Origin of the sequence: Imperialibacter sp. EC-SDR9, from assembly GCF_902498805.1 — a bacterium.
Lineage (GTDB): Bacteria > Bacteroidota > Bacteroidia > Cytophagales > Cyclobacteriaceae > Imperialibacter.
The window spans coordinates 25,352-48,201 of record NZ_LR701612.1 but is presented as its reverse complement, the minus strand read 5'-3'; the positions used below and the strand labels follow the sequence as shown (position 1 = coordinate 48,201).

Here is a 22,850-nt window from a genome sequence, read left to right as displayed (position 1 = left end):
GTCCGGCGAGTGGTGCAGCACAAGATTTTTCTGCTCCAGTCACCTACACGGTAACTGCCGGGAATGGTGCCACGGAGGAATGGGCAGTCACAGTAACAGTTGAGCCTGCGCCGTTGAGCAGTGCCAGGGACATCCTGACCTTCTCGCTGCCCGAAGAAACCGGGCCAGCAGTAATTGACGCTACAGCACATACAGTAGCTATTGAAGTAGTTGCAGGAACTAATGTAAGTAGCCTTACTCCCACCATTACCATTTCAGCTGCTGCTTCTATCAGTCCTGCAAGTGGCGCCCCTCAGGATTTCACAAGCGCTGTGGTGTATACGGTGACGGCCGAAGACGGTAGTACGCAGGAGTGGACGGTAACGGTGACTGTAGCTCCGGCTCCCCTAAGCAGTGCCAAAGACATCCTGACATTCGAACTTGCGGAAGCGACAGGAAGTGCCATCATTGATGCGACGACTCATTCGATAGTTATAGAAGTGGAAGCTGGAACCACAATCACTGGTCTTTCTCCTGCTATCACTGTATCACCGGATGCCAGCGTTGATCCGGCCAGTGGTGTTTCAGTTGACTTTTCCGCCCCAGTGACCTACACTGTTACGGCTGAGGATGGCAGCACACAAGAGTGGACGGCTACGGTAACAGTCAAAGAAGGCACAAAAACAGGTATTCCCGAAGTGTTTGCAAACCTCAGCGTTTATCCTAACCCAGCAGTCGATAAAGTACATATTACGGGCTTAGTTATTGGAACCGAGCTGCGCTTAATAAACATGAGTGGGACAGTGATTAACCTGGTTAGTCAAAGCCTGCATGACACAGAATCCATCAGTTTGGCTGGCCTGACCAGAGGGGTGTATGTACTGCAAGTCTCAACCGAAGGGAAAGTAAAATCCTACAGAATCATCAAAGAGTAATTCCACAACGACAACGAAAGGGAGGCAGCATAAGTCCCTTTCATCAGTAAACCGGCCATCTGGTCGATGGTTCACTGGTTTATGCGATCAAATTCCCTTCGGGGAAAATAAAACCCCGGCATTGTGTGCCGGGGTTTTTATGTTTTACAACATATTTTAAGCAATAACTCTAAGCTCCTTTCACCTGATAGCCTTGCTTCCTGAGAAACTCAGCAACCTTGGGCCTTAAATCTCCCTGAATCAAAATCTCGCCATCTTTCACACTGCCGCCAGTGCCACAGTAGGCTTTCAATTTTTTACCAAGTGTCTCCAGGTCAGCATTGGTTCCAATGAAGTTCTTCACAAGCGTTACCTGCTTTCCTCCCCGGCCCTTGTTCTCATAAAAGATTTTCAGCACCTGCTGATTGGCCGGCAGCGTATCCGCCTCTTCCTCCTGATCCGTGGTATAATCAAAGTCCGACGCAGTGGAGTACACAATGCCCACCCTATCCTTATGGCTGTTCTTTTTCGACATGAACTAAACCTCCTTTATTATTTATGAAGGCGGTAGGTCCATACTGGTCTTTCAGCATGATTAACTACGTCCTCTGCAATACTTCCAAGGAAGAATCGACCAATACCGGTCCGGCCACTGGTACCCATGGCAATCATATCTGCCTTTATATCACCAGCATAGTGCATGATCCCTTCGTCAGCATTCAAATCATTGTAAATGCTTCTTGAGGTGTTTTCAAGTCCGTATTTCTTAATGAAAGCATCCATGGCGATAATATCGTCGTGAGATGGATGGAAGTCATGAGGGGTGTTCACTTTTACCACATGAAGTTTGGCACCGAAAAATGTTTGAACCAGTTTAAGCTGCTCAATCAAAGCAGGTTGATCTTCAGTGAAATCGGAAGCAAACACAATGTCTTTAATGTCAATCGTCACAGGTCTTTTTAAAGTAATCACCGGGCAGGTAGCATGACGAACCATTTTCTCGGCGTTGGAGCCAACCGTCAGCTCGTCGATTCCGGAAGAGCCTGAAGTTCCCATTACCAGCAAATCAACATTGCTGTCGTTGATTTCATGGGTCAAAACCTGGAAAGGGTTGCCAGAATGAATATGTGTTTCCACCGTTACTCCCGACACGCTCGCAGCAAGCTCAGCCAATCTTCTTTCGGAGCTTTCTATCAGCTTGATGGTGAATATTTTCTCCATTGGGTCGTCACTTTCGACTTCACCGGTTACATGAAGAGCAGAACTACTGGGCACTTCAAGCACATGAACGAGTTTGATTTTGGCAGAAGCTTTTTTAGCAATAACAGCTGCAAAGTCTAAAGCATATTTGGCTTGTTTTGAAAAGTCGGTTGGAACAAGGATATTCTTCATGTCGTAAAAATTGTAATGTTAGAATGAACCTAAAAATAGTAAATACCTCAGCATTTACTAAGCTTTTTAAACAAACTGGCAACTGATTTAAATCAGAATGCCTATTCCGAAGGTGATGACAAAAAGCATTGTGCTCAAAGCCATCATTTTTAAAAATGGGTCGAGCTGCATTGGATCTTCTATGGTTTGCACTCCCCTGCCCACTTTCCAGAAGAGTGGCAAGCTGACGAGAAACAGCCAGCTGGTGTAGCCTCCGGCATTTTGTAAAACGTACATGGCACCGCAAAAAAGACCCGCCGTTAGCAGTATCCAATGGTAAATAACAGCCTTTGACCTACCAATACGCACAGGTATGGAATATTTTCCAGCCGCTTTATCGCTTTCGATGTCACGAATATTGTTCACATTGAGCACACCTACAGAGAAAAACCCAACGGACAAGGCGGGTAGTACCACTGCCCAGTCAATGGTTTGGGTGTGCAGAAAATAAGAGCCGCCCACTCCCACCAAGCCAAAGAAGATGAGTACAGAAATATCGCCCAGGCCGGCATAGCCATACGGTCGCTTTCCGTTGGTGTAGCCTATTGCTGCCAGGATACACAATATGCCAAGTCCCAGAAAAATAAGCAGCAGTTTCAACTCAGCCCCGAGGGCTACCCACAGCAATGCCAAGCCGCTCGCAAACGACAAAAGCGCTGTGATGATCATCGCCCTTTTCATTGTGGCTGGGGTTATTTGCCCTGACTGCACAGCCCGGCTGGGGCCTTTGCGGTCACCTTTGTCGGCTCCATGTATAGAGTCACCGTAGTCATTGGCCAGGTTAGAAAGAATTTGCAGCAATAACGTGGTAAGAGCTGCCAGCCACCATACTGACCAGCGAAACTGGCCATTTGCAGCAGCCAGAAACGAGCCCATAGCGATGACCGAAAGCGCCAAAGGAAGAGTGCGCAGCCTGAAGGCCGAAATCCAGGGTTTGATTTGCATGGGGCAAAGGTAAGGAGGAATTGGGAAATTGTTCGACTTGCCAGGCAAACTCGAGTCATCCTGTCATTTCCCGTTTTTAGATTCCACATAACAATATGTAACTTACCTCCTAACACTTTGGTTTATGAAACTGATTCCATTAGCCCTTCTTTGTCTCGGCTTATCCATTTATTGTTCCCGGGCATTGTGTCAGGTCGATCCGGATGCTTCTGACAAAACCTTCTATCTCTACGACAACCTAAGAAGGGTACAAGCCAGCAACCAGTTTCTTTTCGGTCAGGAGTTTTTCAACAGCTTCAGTTACGCTTCTGGTTCAGCCGACGGAGACAAGGAATCATCGGACAGTAAAGACGTGACAGGGACACACCCTGCTGTATTAGGGTCCGATTTTCACTACTATTTGGAGAAATCGGAAGGAGAAAGACGCTACCACACAGAGGCTGTGAAATGGGCTTACCAGCAAGGCTATGTCATCACTTACGATTGGCACCTCAGTGCCAGGGGCACTAGCAGCTATGAATATAAGGATGATGTGAAAGACCTTGTGAGCAATATTGTGGATGACCTGAATGGCGACAGAGACTGGTACCTCGGAGAGCTGGACAAAGTAATCGACATCATCAATAACGAGCTGGTGGTCGACGGGGAAAACATCCCCATTGTTTTCCGACCCTTGCACGAAATGAATGGCGGTTGGTTTTGGTGGGGAAGCAAAGCCACTACTCCGCAAACTTACAAAACCCTTTACCGGCTCACACAACAGTACATAGAAGAACGAACGAACACGGTGCTCTTTGCCTGGTCGCCGAACAATCCAGTCGATTTCAATTACTACCCGGGCGACGATTATGTCGACATTGTTGGCGTAGATGCCTATGAGGTGTCTGTTTCGGGCTTGCGCAACATTCTGGCGCCTATTGTCGACTACTCATTCGCCAGCGGCAAAGTGGCCGTGTTCACAGAAACTGGCAACCGAACCAACGGAGGGGCTTCCAACGGAGATGATGCAGCCCGATACTGGCTGGATACAATATTGCCTGCCATCACAGGAGACCCAACCGGCCGATCCCAAAACATCGCCTGGGTGCTTACCTGGATCAATGCGGCTTGGTCGTTTCCTTACGTGCCCTACGCCAATAGCAGCGACGCTGCCAAAGCGAGTTTCATAGCCTTCCAAAGTTCATCAGCGGCTATTTTTGGCAATGAAATGCCCGACATGTACAGGTTCTATGATGTGACTGCCGTAGCAGACAATAGATCAAATGAAGACGTCCAGCTTTTTCCCATGCCTGTCACCAGCGAGCTTACTATCCGGCTGTCAGGATTTGAAAGCCAGTCTATGGTGAAAATATATGACCTGCGAGGACAGCTGGTGCATGAGCTGACTACGGAAGGAAATGAAATGACTGTTCACACAGAAGGCCTGTTATCAACAGGTGTCTATTTACTAAGTGCTACCGACTCAAGAAAGACGGTGAGCAAAAAAGTGGTGGTGAATTAATCACACTAAACCCTCCAAGGGGTTTTTATCCTGGAGGATTTACAAATAAAAAGGGGCTCGTCGCCCCTCTTCATTTCAATGTTAAACCTTCTTAGGATCAGGATGCACCCATGGGCTTCTGTAGGCCCTTTGTAACTTCTGAGTGGCTTCAGCATCGCCAGGTACGGTCATTGTTTTGGGATCGTACGACAACGACCTTCCCAACTCCATCGAAATATTGGCCAGGATACAGCTTGCCGTAGAGATATGCCCCTCCTCAATGTCGGCCACGGGTCTGCTTTTCTTATCAATTGCATTCAGGAAGTCAAGCATATGCAATCTGGTGGCAGGTGCGGCATTCAATTCAATGCGTTCTTCAGTCAAATCCTCTGGGTACTTTTCTCTTTCGTACACCACATCTTTGTGAATCTTTTCTCCGTCACCCACAGGCACAAAATCATACTGCATCGTGCTGGCAGAAAGCGTGCCTTTGTCGCCATATAGTTTGAATGACCATGGGTATTGCGGGTCAGCCGGTGTACCCCAGGTGCGGTGCGTCCACACGCAGTTCAACTCTGGATATTCGAAATTGGCCACCTGTGTGTCTGCTATATTCGACTTTGCATCTTTCTGGACAAAAATGCCTCCATTGGCACTAATTTTTGTTGGCCAGCCCAGCTTCAGCATCCAGCGTACAGTGTCGAGCATATGCACGCACATGTCGCCAGTTACGCCGTTGCCGTACTCCATAAACGCTCTCCACCACCGGATATGAGGAATGCCATCATAAGGACGAAGGGGCGCAGGGCCAGTCCACATTTCGTAATCAAGAAAATCAGGCACTGGCTCTAGCGGTGGGTTCGAATTGTTGCGCATGGCAAAATAGCAGCACATTTCCACGTGGCGAATAGTGCCAAGCAGCCCGGCATCGACAATATTTTTCTTGGCATCAATCAGGTGCGGCGTGCTCTTGCGCTGGGTGCCCACCTGCACCACCTTGTTGTATTTTCTGGCGGCCGCTACCATGGCTTCACCTTCCAGCACATCGACGCTGATGGGCTTCTGCACGTACACATGGGCGCCTGCTTTTACAGCGTCAATCATCTGCAAGGCATGCCAGTGATCGGGCGTGCCAATCAGCACAATGTCAAGCTCGTTTTCTGAAAGCAGCTTGCGGTAGTCGCCATACAGCTTAGGCTTCTTGCCCGACTTCTGACGCTTGCTAACCAGGTCAGCAGCAGCGTTCAGCATGTTTTTGTCTACATCGCAGAGGGCAACCACTTCCACAGGGGCTACCTGTATCAACCTAAAAAGGTCGCTCTTTCCGTACCAACCTGTTCCGATTAGTGCAACCCTAAAAGGCCTTTGTGGATTGATGAGATCGATGCCCCGGAACCCAAAGGTGGACAATGCCAGGGTTGCCGAGGCCCCTTTAAGAAAATGCCGGCGATTGATGTTAAAAGTATTCATTTAAGTAGGTGTTTATTGTAAACGCAAAAAGGAAATGTGGCATGTCGGCATCAATGAAACCGTTATCCCTTATCTATATAGTTAGAAAATAAGTAAGAAAAAAGTACCGGAGCGCTTATCGGACATTAGCAAGGCTGAAGGGAAAGAAGAGGCTGTTTTTGAAGGGCAAAGAAACTATTGGCAAAAAGAGATGTCTTTTCATTGCAACACTTAACAATCGTTATTTTTTACATGAGAAAGCTACTTTTCAACCTAAGCATCAACACTTTTGTCACCTTGCTTCTGGGCGCCCTCAGCGTTGGCTGCGGTGTATCGAAAAAGATGCATGCCAGCAAGAAACCAGAAGCAGCTCAGATGGTCACCTCTGACATTGAGCATTTCTGGAGTGCCTTCGACAAAGACAATGGGAAAAACCAGGCAATGACTTACGAGAGTGAATATTTGAGCAAAGCCAGCGCCGGGCTAAAAAGCTTCATCAAGTTACGGATAGGGAATGCCAACAACCTTACCAAGGCTATTTATGAGAACAGGGAGCAATATGAGAACATAAGAACGGGCAGCCAGGCACTTGCATCGAAGGAAGATGAAATAAGAAGCTACTTCAGCAAGTTGGGCTCACTGTACCCAAAAACCATTTTTCCTGATGTGTATTTTCTGATAGGAAGAAACAATTCCGGCGGTACCATATCGGCCAAAGGGCTACTGATTGGCGTAGAGATGTATGAGGACTCCGACATGATCCCGGAAGTAGTTGTTCATGAGTTGATCCACTACCAGCAGAGATACTATTTCAAGCTGAAGTCATTCACCCTTTTGGAGCAATCGATCAAAGAAGGTAGCGCTGATTTCGTTTGCGAGTTGGTGACTGGCACTCGCCCTTACAAAGAAATTTATCAGTATGGAAACGCTCATGAGGGCGAACTGAAGGCAGAGTTTCAGCAGATCATGAACAGGAAATGGAAAGAGGGCTGGAATGGCTGGATGTATGGCGGAGCCAAAGACGGCAGGCCCGATGACCTGGGTTATTGGATGGGCTACCAGATTGTGAAGGCGTATTATGACAAGTCGGAAGAAGAGAAAAAAGCTGTGAAGGAAATACTGACTATTCGGAATTTTGAGAGGTTTGTAGAGAAGAGCGGGTATTTTGAAGAGGAGCAGTTGGCCGGAAATCTTCGGTGATTTCGAGGGCCTTGTTGCTTAAAACCCCGCTTGACCGTCTTTGCGATGGAGCCCTATTGTGGTCATTTATGTCGATATTCAGCGAGCGACTGAGGCAATCTGGGGAGTAAAGCTCAAAAATAGAGTTATTCTATTCAGCGATTGGAGATCACAAAGAAGCAAAAGGTCCAAGCCTAACCCGGCCGGGCGGGACGCATTGAACCAGTTTTGCTTCTTTATGTAAAGACAAAATACCCTTGTCAAGAAAATCAATCTCCCAGAAATGTTACTTGATCCGCAATCTGTCTATGACGGAACCGTATTCTAATTGACAGATTGCTTCTCCGCCAACCGGCGGATCTATTACAGTCAGGGAGCGTTGCGGGTTCAGGATGCCCTGATTGACAAGACCTGGTGGCTGACGGTTGCCACCACACAAGCCAGCGCTACCGTGCCGACACCTACAATAACCCAGTCACCTGCTCGTCCATCGGGTTGACAGCAGACGGGAAAAACTGAACGACCTTGCCATTTTCATCAATAAGGTACTTGCAGAAATTCCAGGTAGGCGCTTTGCCAGTTTGCTTTTCCAGCCAGGTATATAAAGGAGCTGTGTTCTTGCCCACTACGTCAATCTTTTCGAAGAGCTGGAAGCTTACGCCGTAGTTCTTTTTGCAGAACTGAGCGATTTGCAGGTTGGAGCCTGGCTCCTGTCCGCCAAAGTTGTTGGCCGGAAAGCCCAGCACGGTCACTTTGCCACCGAATTGTTCATGCAGTGCCTGCAAGTCTTCGTACTGTGGTGTGTAGCCGCATTCCGAGGCGGTATTCACGATGAGCACCTTCTGGCCTTTGTATTTTGAGAAGTCGATGGTCTCGCCGTCAATAGAGGCCATTTTGAAGTCGTAGAAGGAGCCTTGTGCCATAGCTGTGGAAGAAAGAAGAATGAGAAGGTAGAGTAGTTTTTTCATGGTATTTCGTTTGATTAAAGAGGTTACTCTGTGCGGAGGCGCACAGAGTAACCTCTTTAATTCGTTTTACATCCTATCAGGAACGTCTATTCCCAATAACCCCATTCCCGTTTTAATTGTTCTGGCGACTACCAACGAAAGCATCACCCGCAGCTTCACTTTTTCCTGGTTGTCCTCATTAAAAATGGAATGCTCTGTATAGAACCGGTTGTATTCCTTTGCCAGGTCAAACACATAATTAGCCACCACGGCTGGGTTCAGCTCTTCCGCCGCCACTCTCACTTTGTCAGGGAAGTCGGCTATCACACGGATCACTTCAGCCTCTAGTGTCTCAAGCTCCAATGCCGACGGGTCGAAGCCCTTCAGATCAATACTCAGCTGCTCTGCCTTTCTTAAAATGGCCGTGATACGGGCGTGGGTATACTGCACAAAGGGGCCAGTATGTCCATGAAATTCCACAGACTCCTGTGGGTTGAACAGCATCCTTTTCTTGGGATCTACCTTTAGCAGGTAGTATTTGAGCGCACCAAGCGCCAGGGTATTGTAAAGCTCTTTGGCTTCTGCCTCAGTAAAGCCTTCTATTTTGCCCAACTCAGTGGTGTGTTTCTCTGCGGTATCCAGCATTTCCTGGATCAGCTCATCGGCATCCACCACGGTCCCTTCCCGGCTTTTCATTTTGCCAGAAGGCAAATCGACCATGCCATACGACAGGTGATAAAGCCCATCAGCATAGCTGCGACCCAGCCTTTTCAAAATACTAAACAGCACTTTGAAGTGGTAGTCCTGCTCGTTGCCCACCACGTAAATCGACTTATTGAACGGATAGTCGGCGTACTTCATGTCGGCGGTACCCAGGTCCTGGGTCATGTACACCGACGTGCCATCGGAGCGCAGCACCAGCTTGTGATCCAGTCCTTCTTCGGTGAGATCGGCCCACACCGAGCCGTCCTCTTTTTTGTAAAACACACCTTTGGCAAGGCCTTCATCCACGATATCTTTACCCAGCAGGTAAGTGTTCGACTCCTGGTACATCTTGTCGAAGCTCACTCCCATAGCCTTGTAGGTGGCGTCGAAACCCTCGTACACCCAGCCGTTCATCAGCTTCCAGAGCGCAACAGTGTCGGCATCATTCTCCTCCCACTTCTTCAGCACCGTTTGTGCCTCCAGAATCAGCGGTGCCTTTTTCTTCGCAGTTTCTTCCTCTATGCCCTGCGCCTTCAGCGTTTCAATTTCTTTTTTGTACTCCTTATCGAAAATTACATAGTACTTACCAATCAGGTGATCGCCTTTCAGCCCTGCTGACTCAGGTGTTTCACCATTCCCCCATTTGCTATAGGCCAGCATCGACTTGCAGATATGAATGCCCCTATCGTTCACAAGGTTTACCTTGAACACCTCGTAGCCATGGGCTTGCAGAATCCGTGAGGTAGAATCGCCGAGGAAGTTGTTGCGCAGGTGGCCGAGGTGAAGCGGCTTGTTGGTGTTGGGTGAGGAAAACTCTACCATCACCTTGCCACCGTGAGGCGCCGTGATGCCGAAAGATGGGTTGGCATATACTTCCGACAGCGTTTTGCCCCAGAGCGTATCACTCATCGTGATATTGAGGAAGCCTTTCACCACATTGTAGGCGGACACCACGCCAACATGCGCTACCAGAAAGTCGCCCAGCAGCTTGCCAGTTTCTTCCGGGTTCTTGCCCGTTACTTTCAGGTAGGGAAAAGTGACAAAGGTGTGTGAACCCTCAAATTCCTTCCTGGTAGGCTGAAAAGCAACATCCTGTGCCGCTAGCTCGTGGTTAAATACTTCCTTGAAGGCCTGTGAAATGCCTTCCTTCAACTGCTCCTCTAAATTCATCGATGATCGTTCGGACATTGGGCTTTGCAACCCATTTTAAAAATGCTGTGCAAAGGTACAGGTAGTGGGATAATGATACAATGGATGTTTAGTAAAGCTATCATTTTAAGGTAGTAAATGATCAAATATACCAATGATGCTTGAAGATTATAGATAGAATATTATTGTAAATTTGGGAATGATTACGCAAGACCAGCTAACGGCAATGCTGAAGGAATTAGAAGCCGACCGTGTAGAAAAAACGATTTCAAGAACTGACGCTGACAAATTTGGAGAGGCAATATGCTCATTTTGCAACGATATGCCTGGAAACGGAAAGCCAGGCTTTTTGCTGGTCGGTGTCAATGACGACGGAACTCTAAATGGAACAATCGTCGACGAACAGCTTTTACAAACCCTATTGAGCTTTAGAACGGATGGCAGAATTGTTCCACCTCCAGCTATGACTGTCACCAAATTCACCTATCCGGACGGTGATGTTGCTGTGGTGGAAGTACAGCCATCTTCTGTCCCACCTGTTCGCTACAAAGGAAAGGTCTGTATTAGGATCGGCCCCAGAAAAGGGGTTGCTAATGAAGCTGAAGAAAGGATTTTGAGTGAAAAAAGGTCAACATTTGCACGTACTTTTGATACTCAGCCATGTTTTGGAACCACAATAGACGACATCAGCGTCGATATTTTTAAAAATTCTTACCTGCCGACCGCCATCGATCAAGCCACATTGGAGGAAAACGGGCGAGACACAATTGAGCAATTGGCCTCCCTGAAATTCTATGACCTTAAAGAAAATTGTCCAACAAACGCTGGTGTGCTTTTATTTGGCAAGAACCCAAGGTTTTATATGCCAGGTGCGTATGTGCAGTATGTGCGCTTTGTGGGTGACGATGAAGTTAGCGATTTCGATTTTGAGTATCGATTTGATGGAGATTTGACAACACAATTGAAAGTGATGGATGATTTTATCAAATCACAAATTGCCAAGAGAGTGCAGCACAAGCTTGGGGAAGAATATGAGTTTGCCTATCCCAGCTCTGCCGTGCAGGAGCTTCTATACAATGCAGTTATTCACAGAGACTATCAATCCAACGCTCCTACTAAGTTCTATGAATTCTCAAATCGCATCGAAATCTCAAACCCAGGAGGGCTTTTTGGCGATGCCAGACCGGAAAACTTTCCGAATAAAAATGACTATAGAAATCCTACTTTAGCAGAAGCATCAAAAAACCTGGGTTTCATCAACAGCTTTAATGTTGGAGTAAAAAGAGCAAGAGCAGCATTAGCAAAAAATGGGAATCCAGCGCCAGAGTTTATTCTTGATCAGGCAACAAGCTTTGGTGTCATTATTTTCAAAAAACTAGGATGAAGACAATTGTTTTTTTCAACAACAAGGGGGAAGTAGGGAAAACCACTCTAGTATATCATTTTACCTATATGCTCGCTGAGCTCGGATACAAAAGTTTAGCGATTGACCTAGACCCGCAAGCTAATCTAACCTCGATGTTTTTGAGTGATTCGAGGCTACAGGAGATATACGACAATGAGTTGTCAAGACCGACAATCCTTGAAAGCATCAGACCGCTAAATAGAGGAACCAGTGATATACAAATAGCGCATATTGAAAATATCAACGATAAAATTGGGTTGCTAGCTGGCGACTTGGAGTTATCTCTATTTGAAGATAAGTTAAGCAGTAGCTGGGGAAATTGCCTAAATAGAGATGAGGCTGCTTTTCGGATAGTTTCTTCCTTCTATAGGGTCATAGCCGAAGCGAATCATAGATTTGGCGCTGATTTTAACATAATTGATATTGGACCAAATTTTGGCGCAATAAATAGAGCTACATTAATAGCTGCGGATTATGTCATTGTGCCTATGGCGGCTGATTTATTTTCTTTACAGGGCTTGAAGAATCTAGGCAATAGGTTAGAAGACTGGCATACTCAATGGGAGGACCGGGTGTCACGCAACCCAGAGCCAACACTTGCATTACCTAAGGGAGATATGAAACCTTTAGGCTATGTAATAATGCAACATGGCATCAAAGAGAGCCGTCCAGTAAAATCATACCTGAAATGGGCAAACAGAATACCACAAGTTTTTAGGCAGTTTGTTTTGAAAGACAATGTGCACTCAAACATTGCCGTTGAAAATGACGAATACTGTATAGCGCTTCTAAAACACTATCATAGCTTGATCCCTATGGCTATGGAAGCTCGAAAACCAATATTTCTATTAAAACCTTCTGAAGGTGCTATTGGAGCACATCTAGGTGCGGTTCGTAACTCCTACTCAGATTTTAAAGCTCTGACAGAAAAAATACTATCCATAATAGGCAGTTGAATTCGACAAGATGAAAATCACCTTTGCAATCGGGACAAGTTGGCTGGAATGTTCGCCACAAAGTATAATTTTATTCATCTGCAGGGCTAATTGCCAATGGATGCAGAAGTGAGTAATACGCCGCCACTCATATTGCTACTCATTCCAATACGCAGAATCATCATGAAAAAAATTCTTATTGCTTTTTCGTTTCTAGTCTCTCTGAACTGCTTCGGACAACAGCAAACAACCTATGATTCGGTGGATGTTCGAATTTTTAACAATGGAAAGCACTACATCAAAGAATACATTGTAACGGTTAATGGAAAGGATTTCACTTTTAACGATATATGGAAAAACAAATATTCTGAATACCAGAAGCTTCCTTATTTGTGGGCGAACAACCAGTCCAAAACAACAGTTATCGTGAAGAAGATGATAAAATATGACCTGTGGTTAACAACATTGAATTGGCCAATTGACCATGCAGCAGAAAAAAAACATATGCATGGCAAACTGACGATTGATGTAACTACCAGACAAAAAGCTGATCAACTTGAAGTCGAAGAAAAGATCAAATTAGAATAAACAGGCCACGGCATGCGTCTTCACTTTCCGGGACACACGACCTTCGGATGTCGACATGTGAAGACACTCGCCAGAACTTATTGGCAAAAAAATAAAAAGAATAAAACTAAAAAGTTAGTTGGTAAGTCTACCTTAGCATTTCATCATCACAAGAACTCCATATATGAGATTATTATTGACGCTGATTATTTGCACTATTGTCTTACCTCTCCAGGCTCAAACGTTCGACGAGTTGATTGGCAATGGAGCCAAACACTACGATGAAAAGCAATACGCTGAATCAGGAGCGGCATACGACCAGGCATTTGCGTTAAACGAGGGCACGGCCAGTCAATACTACAATGCAGCATGTGCCTGGGCGTTGGCCGAGAATGCAGCACAGGCAACAAAATACCTGGACCTGGCGGCGGACAAAGGCTGGAAAAACGTGAAGCATGTTCAGCGGGACAAAGACCTGACCTCCCTGCATGCCGATCAAAACTGGGAAGGAATTTTAGCGAAGATGCAGGCCAATCTGGATGAGTACGAAAAGTATTTCGACAAACCCCTTAAGGAGCAGCTGGAGAAAATATACGTCAGAGATCAGACGTTGAGGCAGCTCTTTGTGGATGCAGAAGAGAAATTCGGGAAGGGCTCCGATGAAATGAAGTATTTCTGGCAATTGGTTGCCGAGCAAGACAGCTTAAACGAGGCGGAAGTAGTGAAAATCATCGAAGAAAGAGGCTGGGCGGGCATACCGCTGGTGGGTGGGCAAGCCAATATCGCCTTGTGGCTTGTGATCCAGCACGCTCCGCTCGAAACTCAGGAGAAGTACCTGCCTTTGCTGAAAGCATCGGTACTAAAAGGAGAGTCGAGTGGCAGCCACCTGGCGCTATTGGAAGACAGGATTCTTATGCGGAATGGGAAGCCCCAAACCTATGGATCTCAAATAACGAGTGACAGCGAAACCGGTAAGCAAATAGTGTATGACGTAAAAGAACCTGAGTACGTTAACCAGCGGCGAGAGGAAGTCGGTCTCGGGCCTATTCAGGACTATGTGAAACGCTGGGGAATAGAATGGACGGTGGAACAGAAAGAGAAATGACGGTCAATTGCACCCTCATTTCAATACCGTTTCCAGTTATGCGCTTAACCAGAGCAGCCCGTTATTAATACCGAAATGCTGCGGCCATGTGAGAATAAGAGGAGGTTTCAAATACCTGTTACTTACCAATTTACCCACCGAATTACAGCGCTTCATTATTCAAAATATTAAAACCGCTAGTCCGGGCTCTGAATCTGCTCTACAGCCACAATTTGCGTAATCGGAAAAACAGCAGGGCCAAACTGGTTGTAGATAGCTACGTCGGCGGCATCACGGCCATAGCCCACGGCCACGTAGCCTCCCTTAGTGCCTTTTTGTACCGCATCGAAGGTGTACCAGTTGCCGCCCACGTAGGCTTCAAACCAGGCGTGCAAGTCCATTGGTTCGAGGCCATAAAGGTACCCCACCACCATGCGGGCCGGAATGCTGAGGCTGCGGCACAAAGCTATCCCAAGATGGGCAAAGTCTCTGCAAACGCCTGACTGTTGCTGATTGACTTCAGTAGCTGAAATCGGACGACCGCTATTCCCGGAAAAATAACGGATGTTGCTGCGCAGCCAGTCTTCGATAGCGGCCACCTGATCGTAGCCAGGAAGGCTCCCACTAGTTATGGACGTAGCCATTTCTCCAAACCTGTCCGACTCGCAATAGCGGCTTGGTAGCAGATAGCTCAGCACCTCGTTGGGCAGGTGCTGGATTTCAACAAAGGGAGCACCAGGCGCTGTGTCCACCATATCTATGGTTTTTACATTGGCCGACGTTCGCACCACAAAATCGCCCACCGGTGCCACCAGTCGCTGGCAAAGATTCTTATAGTCGTCGGTGTATTCAAACACCGGCACATACGGCAGGATTGCATATTCTTCTCTGGCAACCCATTGCTGTCCGCCGCTCCTTGGCCTGAGCATGAGAATAAAAGGAGTCGGTTCAGCTATACTGAAGGTCAATTCGCAACTGGTTCGCAACCACATGCAACGAAGATATTTAGAAAATGAAACGGTTAAGAAAAGATAAAAAGGGAGTCGGGGCGCAAATGTACGGTATATGATAGCCTGAAAAAAGCCGGACACCAATAGTAATCAAATATTAACTCAACCACTTCACTGATGCCTGCTGCTGCATTGAAATGCTCCACCTCCTTAAATCAGACAAATGAGTAGCTCTTTTGCACTCTTTACACAATTGAAGTATCAAATAATGTTAACTTACGGGTTCTTTACTGGCCAAACAGCAACTTACTGTCGGCTAATGGATTAGAGCCTATTGACCTGAGACGTGCTAATGACGAAACTTTTTAGCTTTGTACTTGTACTAATGCTGCCTGCCCTGTCGGCTGCCGGGCAAACCTGCATCCAGAAGTACGACAGCGTAGAGCGGTACAAGCACAGCTATCCTGAGAAGGCAAAGTTTTATGCCAACGCACTGCTGGTCGACCTTGATTCGGGCAGGTGTGTAGAAGAAATTGGCCTGGCGGCTCTCTACAACAATATAGGCCTGCTCTTTTGGGACCTTAACGACAGAAAGCGAAGCGTTAACAGCCTGTTAGCCGGTCTTAAGCACGAGTTGGTCAATAAAGACTCTATCCACAAAGATCTCCTCGGGCTTTACTATAACCTTTCCACTATCAATCAGGAGACAGGAGATTTTGAAACGTCGGGCAGGTACTTGAACCTCGCAGAGCGGGTAGTAAATAAATGGTACCTCAACAATCATGAAGCGCAAACACGATTCCTGCTGAACAAAGGCATTTACTACCGTGAAACCGGCGATTTCGAAAAAAGCCTGGCCGCACTTAATGAAGCTGTTAGTTTTATTGGCGAAAAGAATGATTCAATTAGAATTACCCTCCAGATCGAGCTGGGCACTACTTACAGGCATTTCGGCGACCTTGAACACGGAGAAGAAGAACTGATAAGCGCAGTAGAACTTGCCCAGGGAAACCATGAGTGGCTGTATTTTCAAGCGATTGACAGGCTGTCATCGTTGAAAATCGAGCAAGGCGACTATTCCGACTCGGAAAACTACCTGCTGCACAACCTCGAACGAAAGAGAGAGATTTATGGAGACCAGCCCGATGAAATGCTGGAAACATTGAATGAGCTGGGCTATCTGTATTACCGGCTGAATGACCTCGAATCTGCCGAATCGTACATGGATCAGGCGCTGGAAACCGGCAAAGACCTGCGGAATATCCGGCCCTATATGCTCAACAACCTCGGTGCCATTTACATGAAAAAAGGTGACCTGGAAAAAGCTGAGGAGTGCTTCACCGAAAGCTCTGAAGGTTTCAAAAGCCTCTACGGCACCATGAACCCTGATTACGCCAGCAGCCTGAACAACCTGGCTGGCATTTTGAAAGAAAAAGGAGAGCTGGGCGAATCTCTCAACCTGTACACCAGGGTGCTCGACATGGACAAGGTGCTGTCGGGCGTTAATCATCCAAACTACGCCACTTCGCTGAACAACGTAGCCCTGCTCTACATGCAGCTGGGCAACTATTCTCTGTCCGGCAAGCTGCTGATGCAGTCAAAGCAAATCCGGGAGAAAGCGCTGGGCAGATACCATCCGCTGTATATCAAAAGCCTCAACGACCTCGGCATTTATCACTTGCTAATGGAAGATTCGGTGGCAGCCATGGACGTATTTAACGAAGCGCTCGATTCTGAAATAAAGCACATGCAGGATGTGTTCCCTGTGTTAACAGACCGGCAGCGAAAGCTCTATTTTGATGAGACCAGGTACAATATCGAAAGATTCTGTTCGCTTGCTTTTTCTGAAAGCTTTTTCAGTGGCCAATATGCCGAAGATGCGCTCAACCACTTCTTGAATACCAAGGGGGTTCTCTTCTATGCCTCCGAAAAAATGAAGAAACTCATCCAGGGAAGTGGTGATGAAAAGGTGGTTAGTATGTACAACGACTGGCGGGACAAAAAATACAGGCTAGCCCAGGCGTATCTTTTAACGGAAGAAGAAAGGATAAGACAAAATATTTCGATAAGTCTGCTGGAGGCAGAATCGGCTCAGCTTGAAAAAGAGCTTTCTCTATCGTTCAAAATCTTCTCCGATCAGGAGAAGTCGTCGTACCACACCTGGAACGAGTTGAGCGAAGTAATGAAGGAAGGCGCAGCCATGGTGGATATCATTCAATTCAGGAATTATTCTGTGGAGGTAAGTGACAAAAAGCTGAAGCAGGGTTTCGAAGAAAGGGAGCGCTATGCCGCCTTTGTTATCAAGCCGGGCAATGTGCTGGAAACAGTTACCTGGTCCAAGCAAACAGACTTTGCCAAGGCTTTTTCGCTGTACAAAAACGCCCTGCAATTTGGCGTGCAGGATGTGAATAGCTACAACGTGTTTTGGAAACCGATTGGAGCGCATTTGAAAGACGTGAAAACCATTTACTTTTCACCTGATGGCCTTTTTCATAAGTTGAACCCTGTCATCTTTTTCGACAATGAACGTGATATGTACATTGCCGATGAATACGACTTGATTCATATCACTAGCGGAAAAGACCTGCTGTACTCAGAAGACACCAAGTTCGTAAGAGATGCTAAGATCTTCGGCAACCCTAACTTTGGCCGGCTGGGCGAAACACACAAACTGCTTCAGCTCCCTGGGGCCGAGCGTGAAGCCAACGACATCACCGGCATCCTTGATGTGAGGAAGTGGAAGTCGGACACCTATTATTTCAACGACGCCACCGAGGGCCAAATGAAACGGCTGTCGAATCCGGGGCTGATCCACATCGCCACCCACGGCTACTTCAACGACGACCCTAACCATGTTGACCCGCTTCACAGCAGTGGCATTTATCTTTCCAGAGAAGAAGAGACCGACGATAACGATGGGCTGCTTTCTGCCTACGAAGCCATGAACCTTGTGCTGGATCAAACCAGCCTCATCGTACTGGCCGCTTGCGAGACCGGCCTGGGCACGGTAAAAAATGGAGAAGGGGTATTCGGTCTTCAGCGTGCTTTTTTGGTAGCAGGCGCCAAGAATATTTTACTCAGCCTCGTCAAAATCAACGACAATGCCGCTCGTCGGTTTATGAATATCTACTATCAGGAATTGTTGTCACTTGAGGACCCACAGGACGCTTTCTTCAGCGCAAGACGGCTGTTTAGAAAGGAGTATGACAACCCTTACGACTGGGGCGCTTATATTCTAGTCTCTAAAAACTTCTAGAGGGGGAGCATTGAGTTCCACCTTGTGAAGAAATTCGAATAAATTCTCCTCAGTGATAAAATTGGCCATATTTGGCGGGTTCGGGGCTGGTTCATACACCCGAATAGTGCTGCCTTTTTGTAACGGCTTTTTTGGGTGACCATTCCAGGCGATCAAAGCATCCGATTCGTACCCAAGCTGCCTGGCGATCTCTATAAGGTCATTAGGCTTTCTCAGGATGTAGGTGCTTGCCGAAAGCAGGCTAACGGGAGTGTTCGTCTCAATTTGCACCTCCACCCTTCTCCGCAAAATCCTTTTGAACCAGTGATCACTGTCACCCTCAGGCGTTAATTCACCCCGTGGGTAAACAAACACCTTTTCGGCTGGCACACCAAGAGTCGTAAGATAGGTCTTTACAGCCTCTCCCCTTTTCTTACAGAGTTCCATATTGTACTCTTCGCCACCAAGATTGTCAGCAAAACCAAACAGGCTGATCTTGCTGATGTCATCGATGCTCACTTGCTCCACCATGCTATTCAAAGCTGCTTTCGCTTGTGGTCGTAACACCGCCATGCCGAAATCGAATAGAATCTTCTCAAAAGACTGATCCCTGGAAGGCTCCGACCTGCCACCGGAAAAGCCCAGGCTAGCCCTGCCTCCAGCGCCTGATGGTAAATATGATCCGCCACCAGTTCGCCGTGATCCAGCTCCCTGCGTTCCATTCTGCGTGCCAGTTCCGTCCGCAATTGCCTCCGGGTTGTATACCTTTTTGGGTCGGGCACCCATTTGCTTTTCAACTATAAGGTCGGGTTTTGGCTTCTCAAAGTTGACCGCTTCATAGAGCTCATATCCCTGATAGTCCTCTACCCTGAGCGTCACAATATCAATCGATCTGGTATCTCTCAGGTTCGACATAATACGGGCATCTATCAGCGATTCTCCGGAAATGAGAAGAGATAAAAACAACTTTTCATCGCTGACCTGAAAGGAAAAAAGATCCAGTATTTTCCCATCAAGTCGGTTGGTGGTGAGGAAGCCAACGGAGTCGGAAATATTAAAGTAAGTATCGTCCCAGGTGGAGTTAAACGGAGCGCCCAGATTGTAGACATGGGGCTCAAAAAAGGACTGCCCTTTTGCTGCATAGAGGTCGTAACCGCCATAGCCGACATGTCCGTCGCTGGCAAACACCAGGCAACTGAACACCTCAGAGTAGTAAGGTGTTATTTCGTTCTCCGAGGAGTTAATTACTTTACCCAAATTAATGGCTGGCGACCATGATTCGGCATACGCCCCTGTCAAACTCATCCATATATCGGCTCCCCCGGCTCCGCCAGGCCGATCTGAGCTGAAAAACAGCGTGTCCCCTGAGCTGGTGATATAGGGATGTTTGTTTTCCGACCCAGGCTCGTTGACGTACTCATTCAGCACCACGGGCTTTGTCCATTTGTCTTTCTCCAGATAGCTAACATAGATCGAACAGTCTGAAGCAGCCTCTCCCAGGCAGGATGAGAAATAGAACTTCTTTCCATCGGCGGTAAAGGAGCCGGATCCCTCCGCCCAATGTGTATTAATATTTTCAAAATTTTGATCTCCTCCAGCATATACCCAGCGGTTGTTGCGGCGGTGCTCATAGGCAGCCAGGTCAGGCAGTAGCCCATCGTACTGACTGCCCTCAAACTGCTCGCCTGGCAGGTTGCGGGTAGTGGCAAATACCAAATGGAGATTGCCTGGATTTACAACTGCTCCAAAATCATGAAATTTTGAGTTTATACCTTCTAACACATCCACCTTAAATCCCCGATCGATTTTCTTTTGCCTGATGGCCAGCAAACACCCCTCCTTATGGTTTCTGGATAAGTCAATCAACTCGGGACTCGCATCAGGCATGGAGATCAACACATTGTAAACAGAGTCCGCCTCCTCATAGGCACTGTCATGCATGCGCAAAGTGGCATAATAGTAAAGTGACCTTGCCCGAAAAGGATGGTCGGGTCGGTTGCCCAGCGCAACAAATGCTACCTCCGCTTTATCGTACTGAAGTGTCTGTTGATAACAAATGGCCAGCTTGTACCTCGACTCAATGTTTTGCTTATCGATACTAACAATCTTTTCATAGTACTCAATGGCCTCCAGGTACTGATGTGCCTCAAAGTGTGCCTCCGCAAACTCCACCAGCTTAGGCACCGACTGCGAGAAGCCGATGTGGGCTGATAAAATAAAAGCGATAAGTATTACTTTTCTCATTGGCTAGAAAATGGGGCTGGTCATATTACGCAGCGGCCGAGACAAATTCAAATTATAAGTGAGCGAGATTTCATACGTTGGCAGGTCATTGCTTAGCTCCGTGCCCAGGTTGTAAGTTTGTGCATTCAGGTCCACGCTGAACCCAAGCCTTATATTTTCTACCTGGAAGCCAGTGAGCACAATGACCGAATCTCCCACTCTGTACCACGCTCCAAACTGCATAAGAAACGCAGTGCGGGAGCGCACAGAGCTAAGAAAGGTGGACAGGTAAGTACCAGCGTTTACCTGAGTATTGCCATGGGAATACAGCGCATAGAAAGACGGGAATATGTGCCAGCGAGGTGCGAGTGGCAGCTTCACTGAGCCAAATGCTTTGTAAAGAAAATTGAGGTGACTTGGCTCAACCGATTGGTAGTCGATCACCGGCCGGTTAAGGTTATCGATGCTGGCACCGAACGTGAAGCTTCTGTCTCTGATATAAAGGTTCTGGTTGTCGAAAGCTGTGTACATGACCCCAAAATTAAAGACCGGGTAGAAAACAGAAGAAACGGGAATGCCCTCCCCTGGCCTGGTGTCGTCATAGCCAAAATACTTATTGAATTGCGAGCCCCACTGCAGCTGATTGCCGTTGATTCGCTGCTGCACAGCGCCCCCCTGTAGGCCAAAAATAAAGTAACGGTTTGAAAACTGATCAAGCTTGATATTGTAGGCGCCGTTCAACAGCACCTTTCTGGCACTGTAAAGCCCCTGGTAGCCCCGGCGCTCCTGAAAAAAGCTGATCCCTGCGCCACCTACCTGCACCGACTTGCTCGTGTGCTTTTGAAACGGGTAGGTGAAGGTGGTTTGCACCATCTCAAAGAAGTTTTCTGAATTGGGACTGCCCCCTCTCTTGTAATTGGAGTTGAGGGAGAGGTTAGGAATAGCCCCTGTAAAGGCCGGGCTCATGAAAGACGAACTGGCAAAGTATTGCGAAAACTGCCCCTCCTGAGCCAGGGTATTGAGTGAAATGAAAAGTATCGCTGCAGTAAAAGTTTTTCTCATATTATTTTACCAAAAGTACTGCGCCCGATTGATTATGATTCTCTGTTTCGCCCTGCAACTGAATGGTGTAGTAATAAACGCCATTGGGCGCTCCCACTCCCGATGGCATGGTGCCATCCCAGCCCATCATCGAAAGGTCGACATCGTCTCCCGCCTGACTAAAGAGGTATACCTCTTTGTTGAACGAGTCGAACACCCTCATGTAAATGCTTGTTACCTTATCACCTGAGTAAAATGGCCGGAACAAATGATTCTCGTCCAGTTCACCATTGGGTGCGAAGGAGTTGGGGACAAAGAAGTGCGGTCTGATGATCACTGGTATAAGCGCAATATTTAACCGGGTGACTTCGCTTGAGATGGCGATGCGCTCTGTCGACTCAAACCTGCCAAACGACGATGACTGCGGATCAGAGCCATCCACAAAGACGCCGGGAACGCTATGGTATAGGGTATCGTCGGCAGTGTACATAACCAACGCCGCTTCGTATTTCTCCGACCGTATCGGTTCCCCATTTTGAAAACTCTCCAGGTCTATACCTGAAAAATCCACACTAACAAATGCGCTTGCCGGCACTTCGGGAGATACCACCTGCCACTCTACCTGGTCAGCAATGCCCACGATGTCCTCATCCGGGGTCAGCGTGGCAGGGTCGGGTTGCAATATTTGCACCTCGAAGGTGATATCAGGATCGAATCCGCTGAAAGTAATGTAGTTAGTAAAGCCATTGATGCCGGTAGGAAAGGTGAGCTGTCCATCAGACAACACCCCGAAAGCTCGCCCTTCAATGTATCCCGTGCCACCGGCCGTTGTGTTGCCTTTGATAATCACCTGCTGGTCGGCATCGGTTTTGATCACTCCCCTGGCCATGCTCAGTGCGCCGTTGATAGTAATTTTTCTTGGATTCAACCTTAGCTGCCCGTCTTTATCCACCGTAAAGTCAAAGAAAATCAGGCCCTCACCCACAAGTTCCTGATCAGCGGTGCCTATAAATTTGATGCTACCGACATCCGTGTTTGAAACGAAGTTGATATCACTGAAGCTCGTTACCTGCCCCTGGTTGTTCAGGTTCCCATTCAGGGTTGTGTTGCCCCCGAAGTAAAAGCTGGCATCGCTGCCAACGAACAGGTCGGCATCTCCTCCGAGGTTGAAGGATTGTGAAAGTGCCGCAAATGGCAGAAGCAAAAGCAAGACGAAAACGTATCTCATGCTA

18 protein-coding genes are annotated in these 22,850 nt (G+C 47.4%); 8 read left to right on the top strand and 10 right to left on the bottom strand.

Translation table 11 applies throughout. The features are described from left to right. Positions 1-914, top strand: a 914-nt coding sequence (locus tag GC130_RS24220; protein ID WP_152000954.1) for a DUF5018 domain-containing protein, incomplete at its 5' end; no start/stop codon positions are given. 169 nt (positions 915-1,083) lie between these two features. Here the strand turns inward: GC130_RS24220 and GC130_RS24215 are convergent. From GC130_RS24215 to GC130_RS24205, 3 genes are all read right to left on the bottom strand, one after another. Further along, the gene (locus tag GC130_RS24215; protein ID WP_152000953.1) at positions 1,084-1,428 is read right to left on the bottom strand and encodes a translation initiation factor; all 345 of its coding nucleotides are present in this window, start codon (positions 1,426-1,428) and stop codon (positions 1,084-1,086) included. 17 nt (positions 1,429-1,445) lie between these two features. After that, positions 1,446-2,285, bottom strand: a complete 840-nt coding sequence (locus GC130_RS24210; RefSeq protein WP_152000952.1) for a universal stress protein — start codon at positions 2,283-2,285, stop codon at positions 1,446-1,448. An 87-nt stretch (positions 2,286-2,372) separates the two neighbouring features. Next, positions 2,373-3,269 (bottom strand): 1,4-dihydroxy-2-naphthoate polyprenyltransferase, encoded by an 897-nt coding sequence (locus GC130_RS24205; RefSeq protein WP_152000951.1) that lies wholly within the window; start codon positions 3,267-3,269, stop codon positions 2,373-2,375. Between the two features lie 124 nt (positions 3,270-3,393). Between GC130_RS24205 and GC130_RS24200 the strand changes: the two genes are divergently transcribed. Continuing rightward, positions 3,394-4,770 carry a glycosyl hydrolase gene (locus GC130_RS24200; protein ID WP_152000950.1) on the top strand — a complete coding sequence of 459 codons (1,377 nt, stop codon included), beginning with the start codon at positions 3,394-3,396 and terminating at the stop codon, positions 4,768-4,770. An 81-nt stretch (positions 4,771-4,851) separates the two neighbouring features. On the opposite strand, the gene GC130_RS24195 is transcribed toward GC130_RS24200, so the two are convergent. Continuing rightward, positions 4,852-6,219, bottom strand: coding sequence for a Gfo/Idh/MocA family protein (locus tag GC130_RS24195; protein WP_152000949.1), 1,368 nt, complete (start codon positions 6,217-6,219; stop codon positions 4,852-4,854). Between the two features lie 231 nt (positions 6,220-6,450). Between GC130_RS24195 and GC130_RS24190 the strand changes: the two genes are divergently transcribed. Next, positions 6,451-7,398 (top strand): DUF2268 domain-containing putative Zn-dependent protease, encoded by a 948-nt coding sequence (locus GC130_RS24190; protein WP_152000948.1) that lies wholly within the window; start codon positions 6,451-6,453, stop codon positions 7,396-7,398. Between the two features lie 440 nt (positions 7,399-7,838). Here the strand turns inward: GC130_RS24190 and GC130_RS24185 are convergent, their stop codons facing one another. Then, on the bottom strand, positions 7,839-8,345 hold the full coding sequence (locus tag GC130_RS24185) for a glutathione peroxidase (RefSeq protein WP_152000947.1): 507 nt from the start codon (positions 8,343-8,345) through the stop codon (positions 7,839-7,841). Between the two features lie 66 nt (positions 8,346-8,411). After that, positions 8,412-10,199, bottom strand: coding sequence for an arginine--tRNA ligase (gene argS / locus GC130_RS24180; RefSeq protein ID WP_152000946.1), 1,788 nt, complete (start codon positions 10,197-10,199; stop codon positions 8,412-8,414). A gap of 178 nt (positions 10,200-10,377) precedes the next feature. On the opposite strand from argS, the gene GC130_RS24175 reads away from it, so the two are divergent. From GC130_RS24175 to GC130_RS24160, 4 genes are all read left to right on the top strand, one after another. After that, on the top strand, positions 10,378-11,562 hold the full coding sequence (locus GC130_RS24175) for an ATP-binding protein (protein WP_152000945.1): 1,185 nt from the start codon (positions 10,378-10,380) through the stop codon (positions 11,560-11,562). Next, positions 11,559-12,539: a ParA family protein gene (locus GC130_RS24170; RefSeq protein ID WP_152000944.1), complete on the top strand. Its 981-nt coding sequence runs from the start codon at positions 11,559-11,561 to the stop codon at positions 12,537-12,539. The genes GC130_RS24175 and GC130_RS24170 overlap by 4 nt, the downstream gene beginning before the upstream one ends. Positions 12,540-12,701: 162 nt before the next feature. Then, positions 12,702-13,106, top strand: a complete 405-nt coding sequence (locus tag GC130_RS24165) for a hypothetical protein (protein ID WP_152000943.1) — start codon at positions 12,702-12,704, stop codon at positions 13,104-13,106. A 163-nt stretch (positions 13,107-13,269) separates the two neighbouring features. Then, entirely contained in the window at positions 13,270-14,190 is a 921-nt protein-coding gene (locus tag GC130_RS24160) for a DUF6624 domain-containing protein (protein ID WP_152000942.1), read from the top strand. Positions 14,191-14,366: 176 nt separating this feature from the next. On the opposite strand, the gene GC130_RS24155 is transcribed toward GC130_RS24160, so the two are convergent. Further along, positions 14,367-15,161, bottom strand: a complete 795-nt coding sequence (locus tag GC130_RS24155) for a transglutaminase family protein (RefSeq protein ID WP_152000941.1) — start codon at positions 15,159-15,161, stop codon at positions 14,367-14,369. Positions 15,162-15,471: 310 nt separating this feature from the next. Between GC130_RS24155 and GC130_RS24150 the strand changes: the two genes are divergently transcribed. Beyond that, complete coding sequence (locus GC130_RS24150; protein WP_152000940.1) at positions 15,472-18,375, top strand: CHAT domain-containing protein; 2,904 nt, start codon at positions 15,472-15,474, stop codon at positions 18,373-18,375. Here GC130_RS24150 and GC130_RS24145 read toward each other — a convergent pair. From GC130_RS24145 to GC130_RS24135, 3 genes are read right to left on the bottom strand one after another with little or no spacing between them, the layout of a single operon-like run. Continuing rightward, a complete protein-coding gene (locus GC130_RS24145; protein ID WP_152000939.1) occupies positions 18,355-20,598 on the bottom strand; it encodes an OmpA family protein in 2,244 nt (747 codons plus the stop codon). The two genes, GC130_RS24150 and GC130_RS24145, sit on opposite strands and share 21 nt — an antisense overlap. A gap of 3 nt (positions 20,599-20,601) precedes the next feature. After that, positions 20,602-21,639, bottom strand: coding sequence for a PorP/SprF family type IX secretion system membrane protein (locus GC130_RS24140; RefSeq protein WP_152000938.1), 1,038 nt, complete (start codon positions 21,637-21,639; stop codon positions 20,602-20,604). Between the two features lies 1 nt (position 21,640). Beyond that, the gene (locus GC130_RS24135; protein ID WP_193217983.1) at positions 21,641-22,846 is read right to left on the bottom strand and encodes a gliding motility-associated C-terminal domain-containing protein; all 1,206 of its coding nucleotides are present in this window, start codon (positions 22,844-22,846) and stop codon (positions 21,641-21,643) included. Positions 22,847-22,850: the final 4 nt, after the last annotated feature.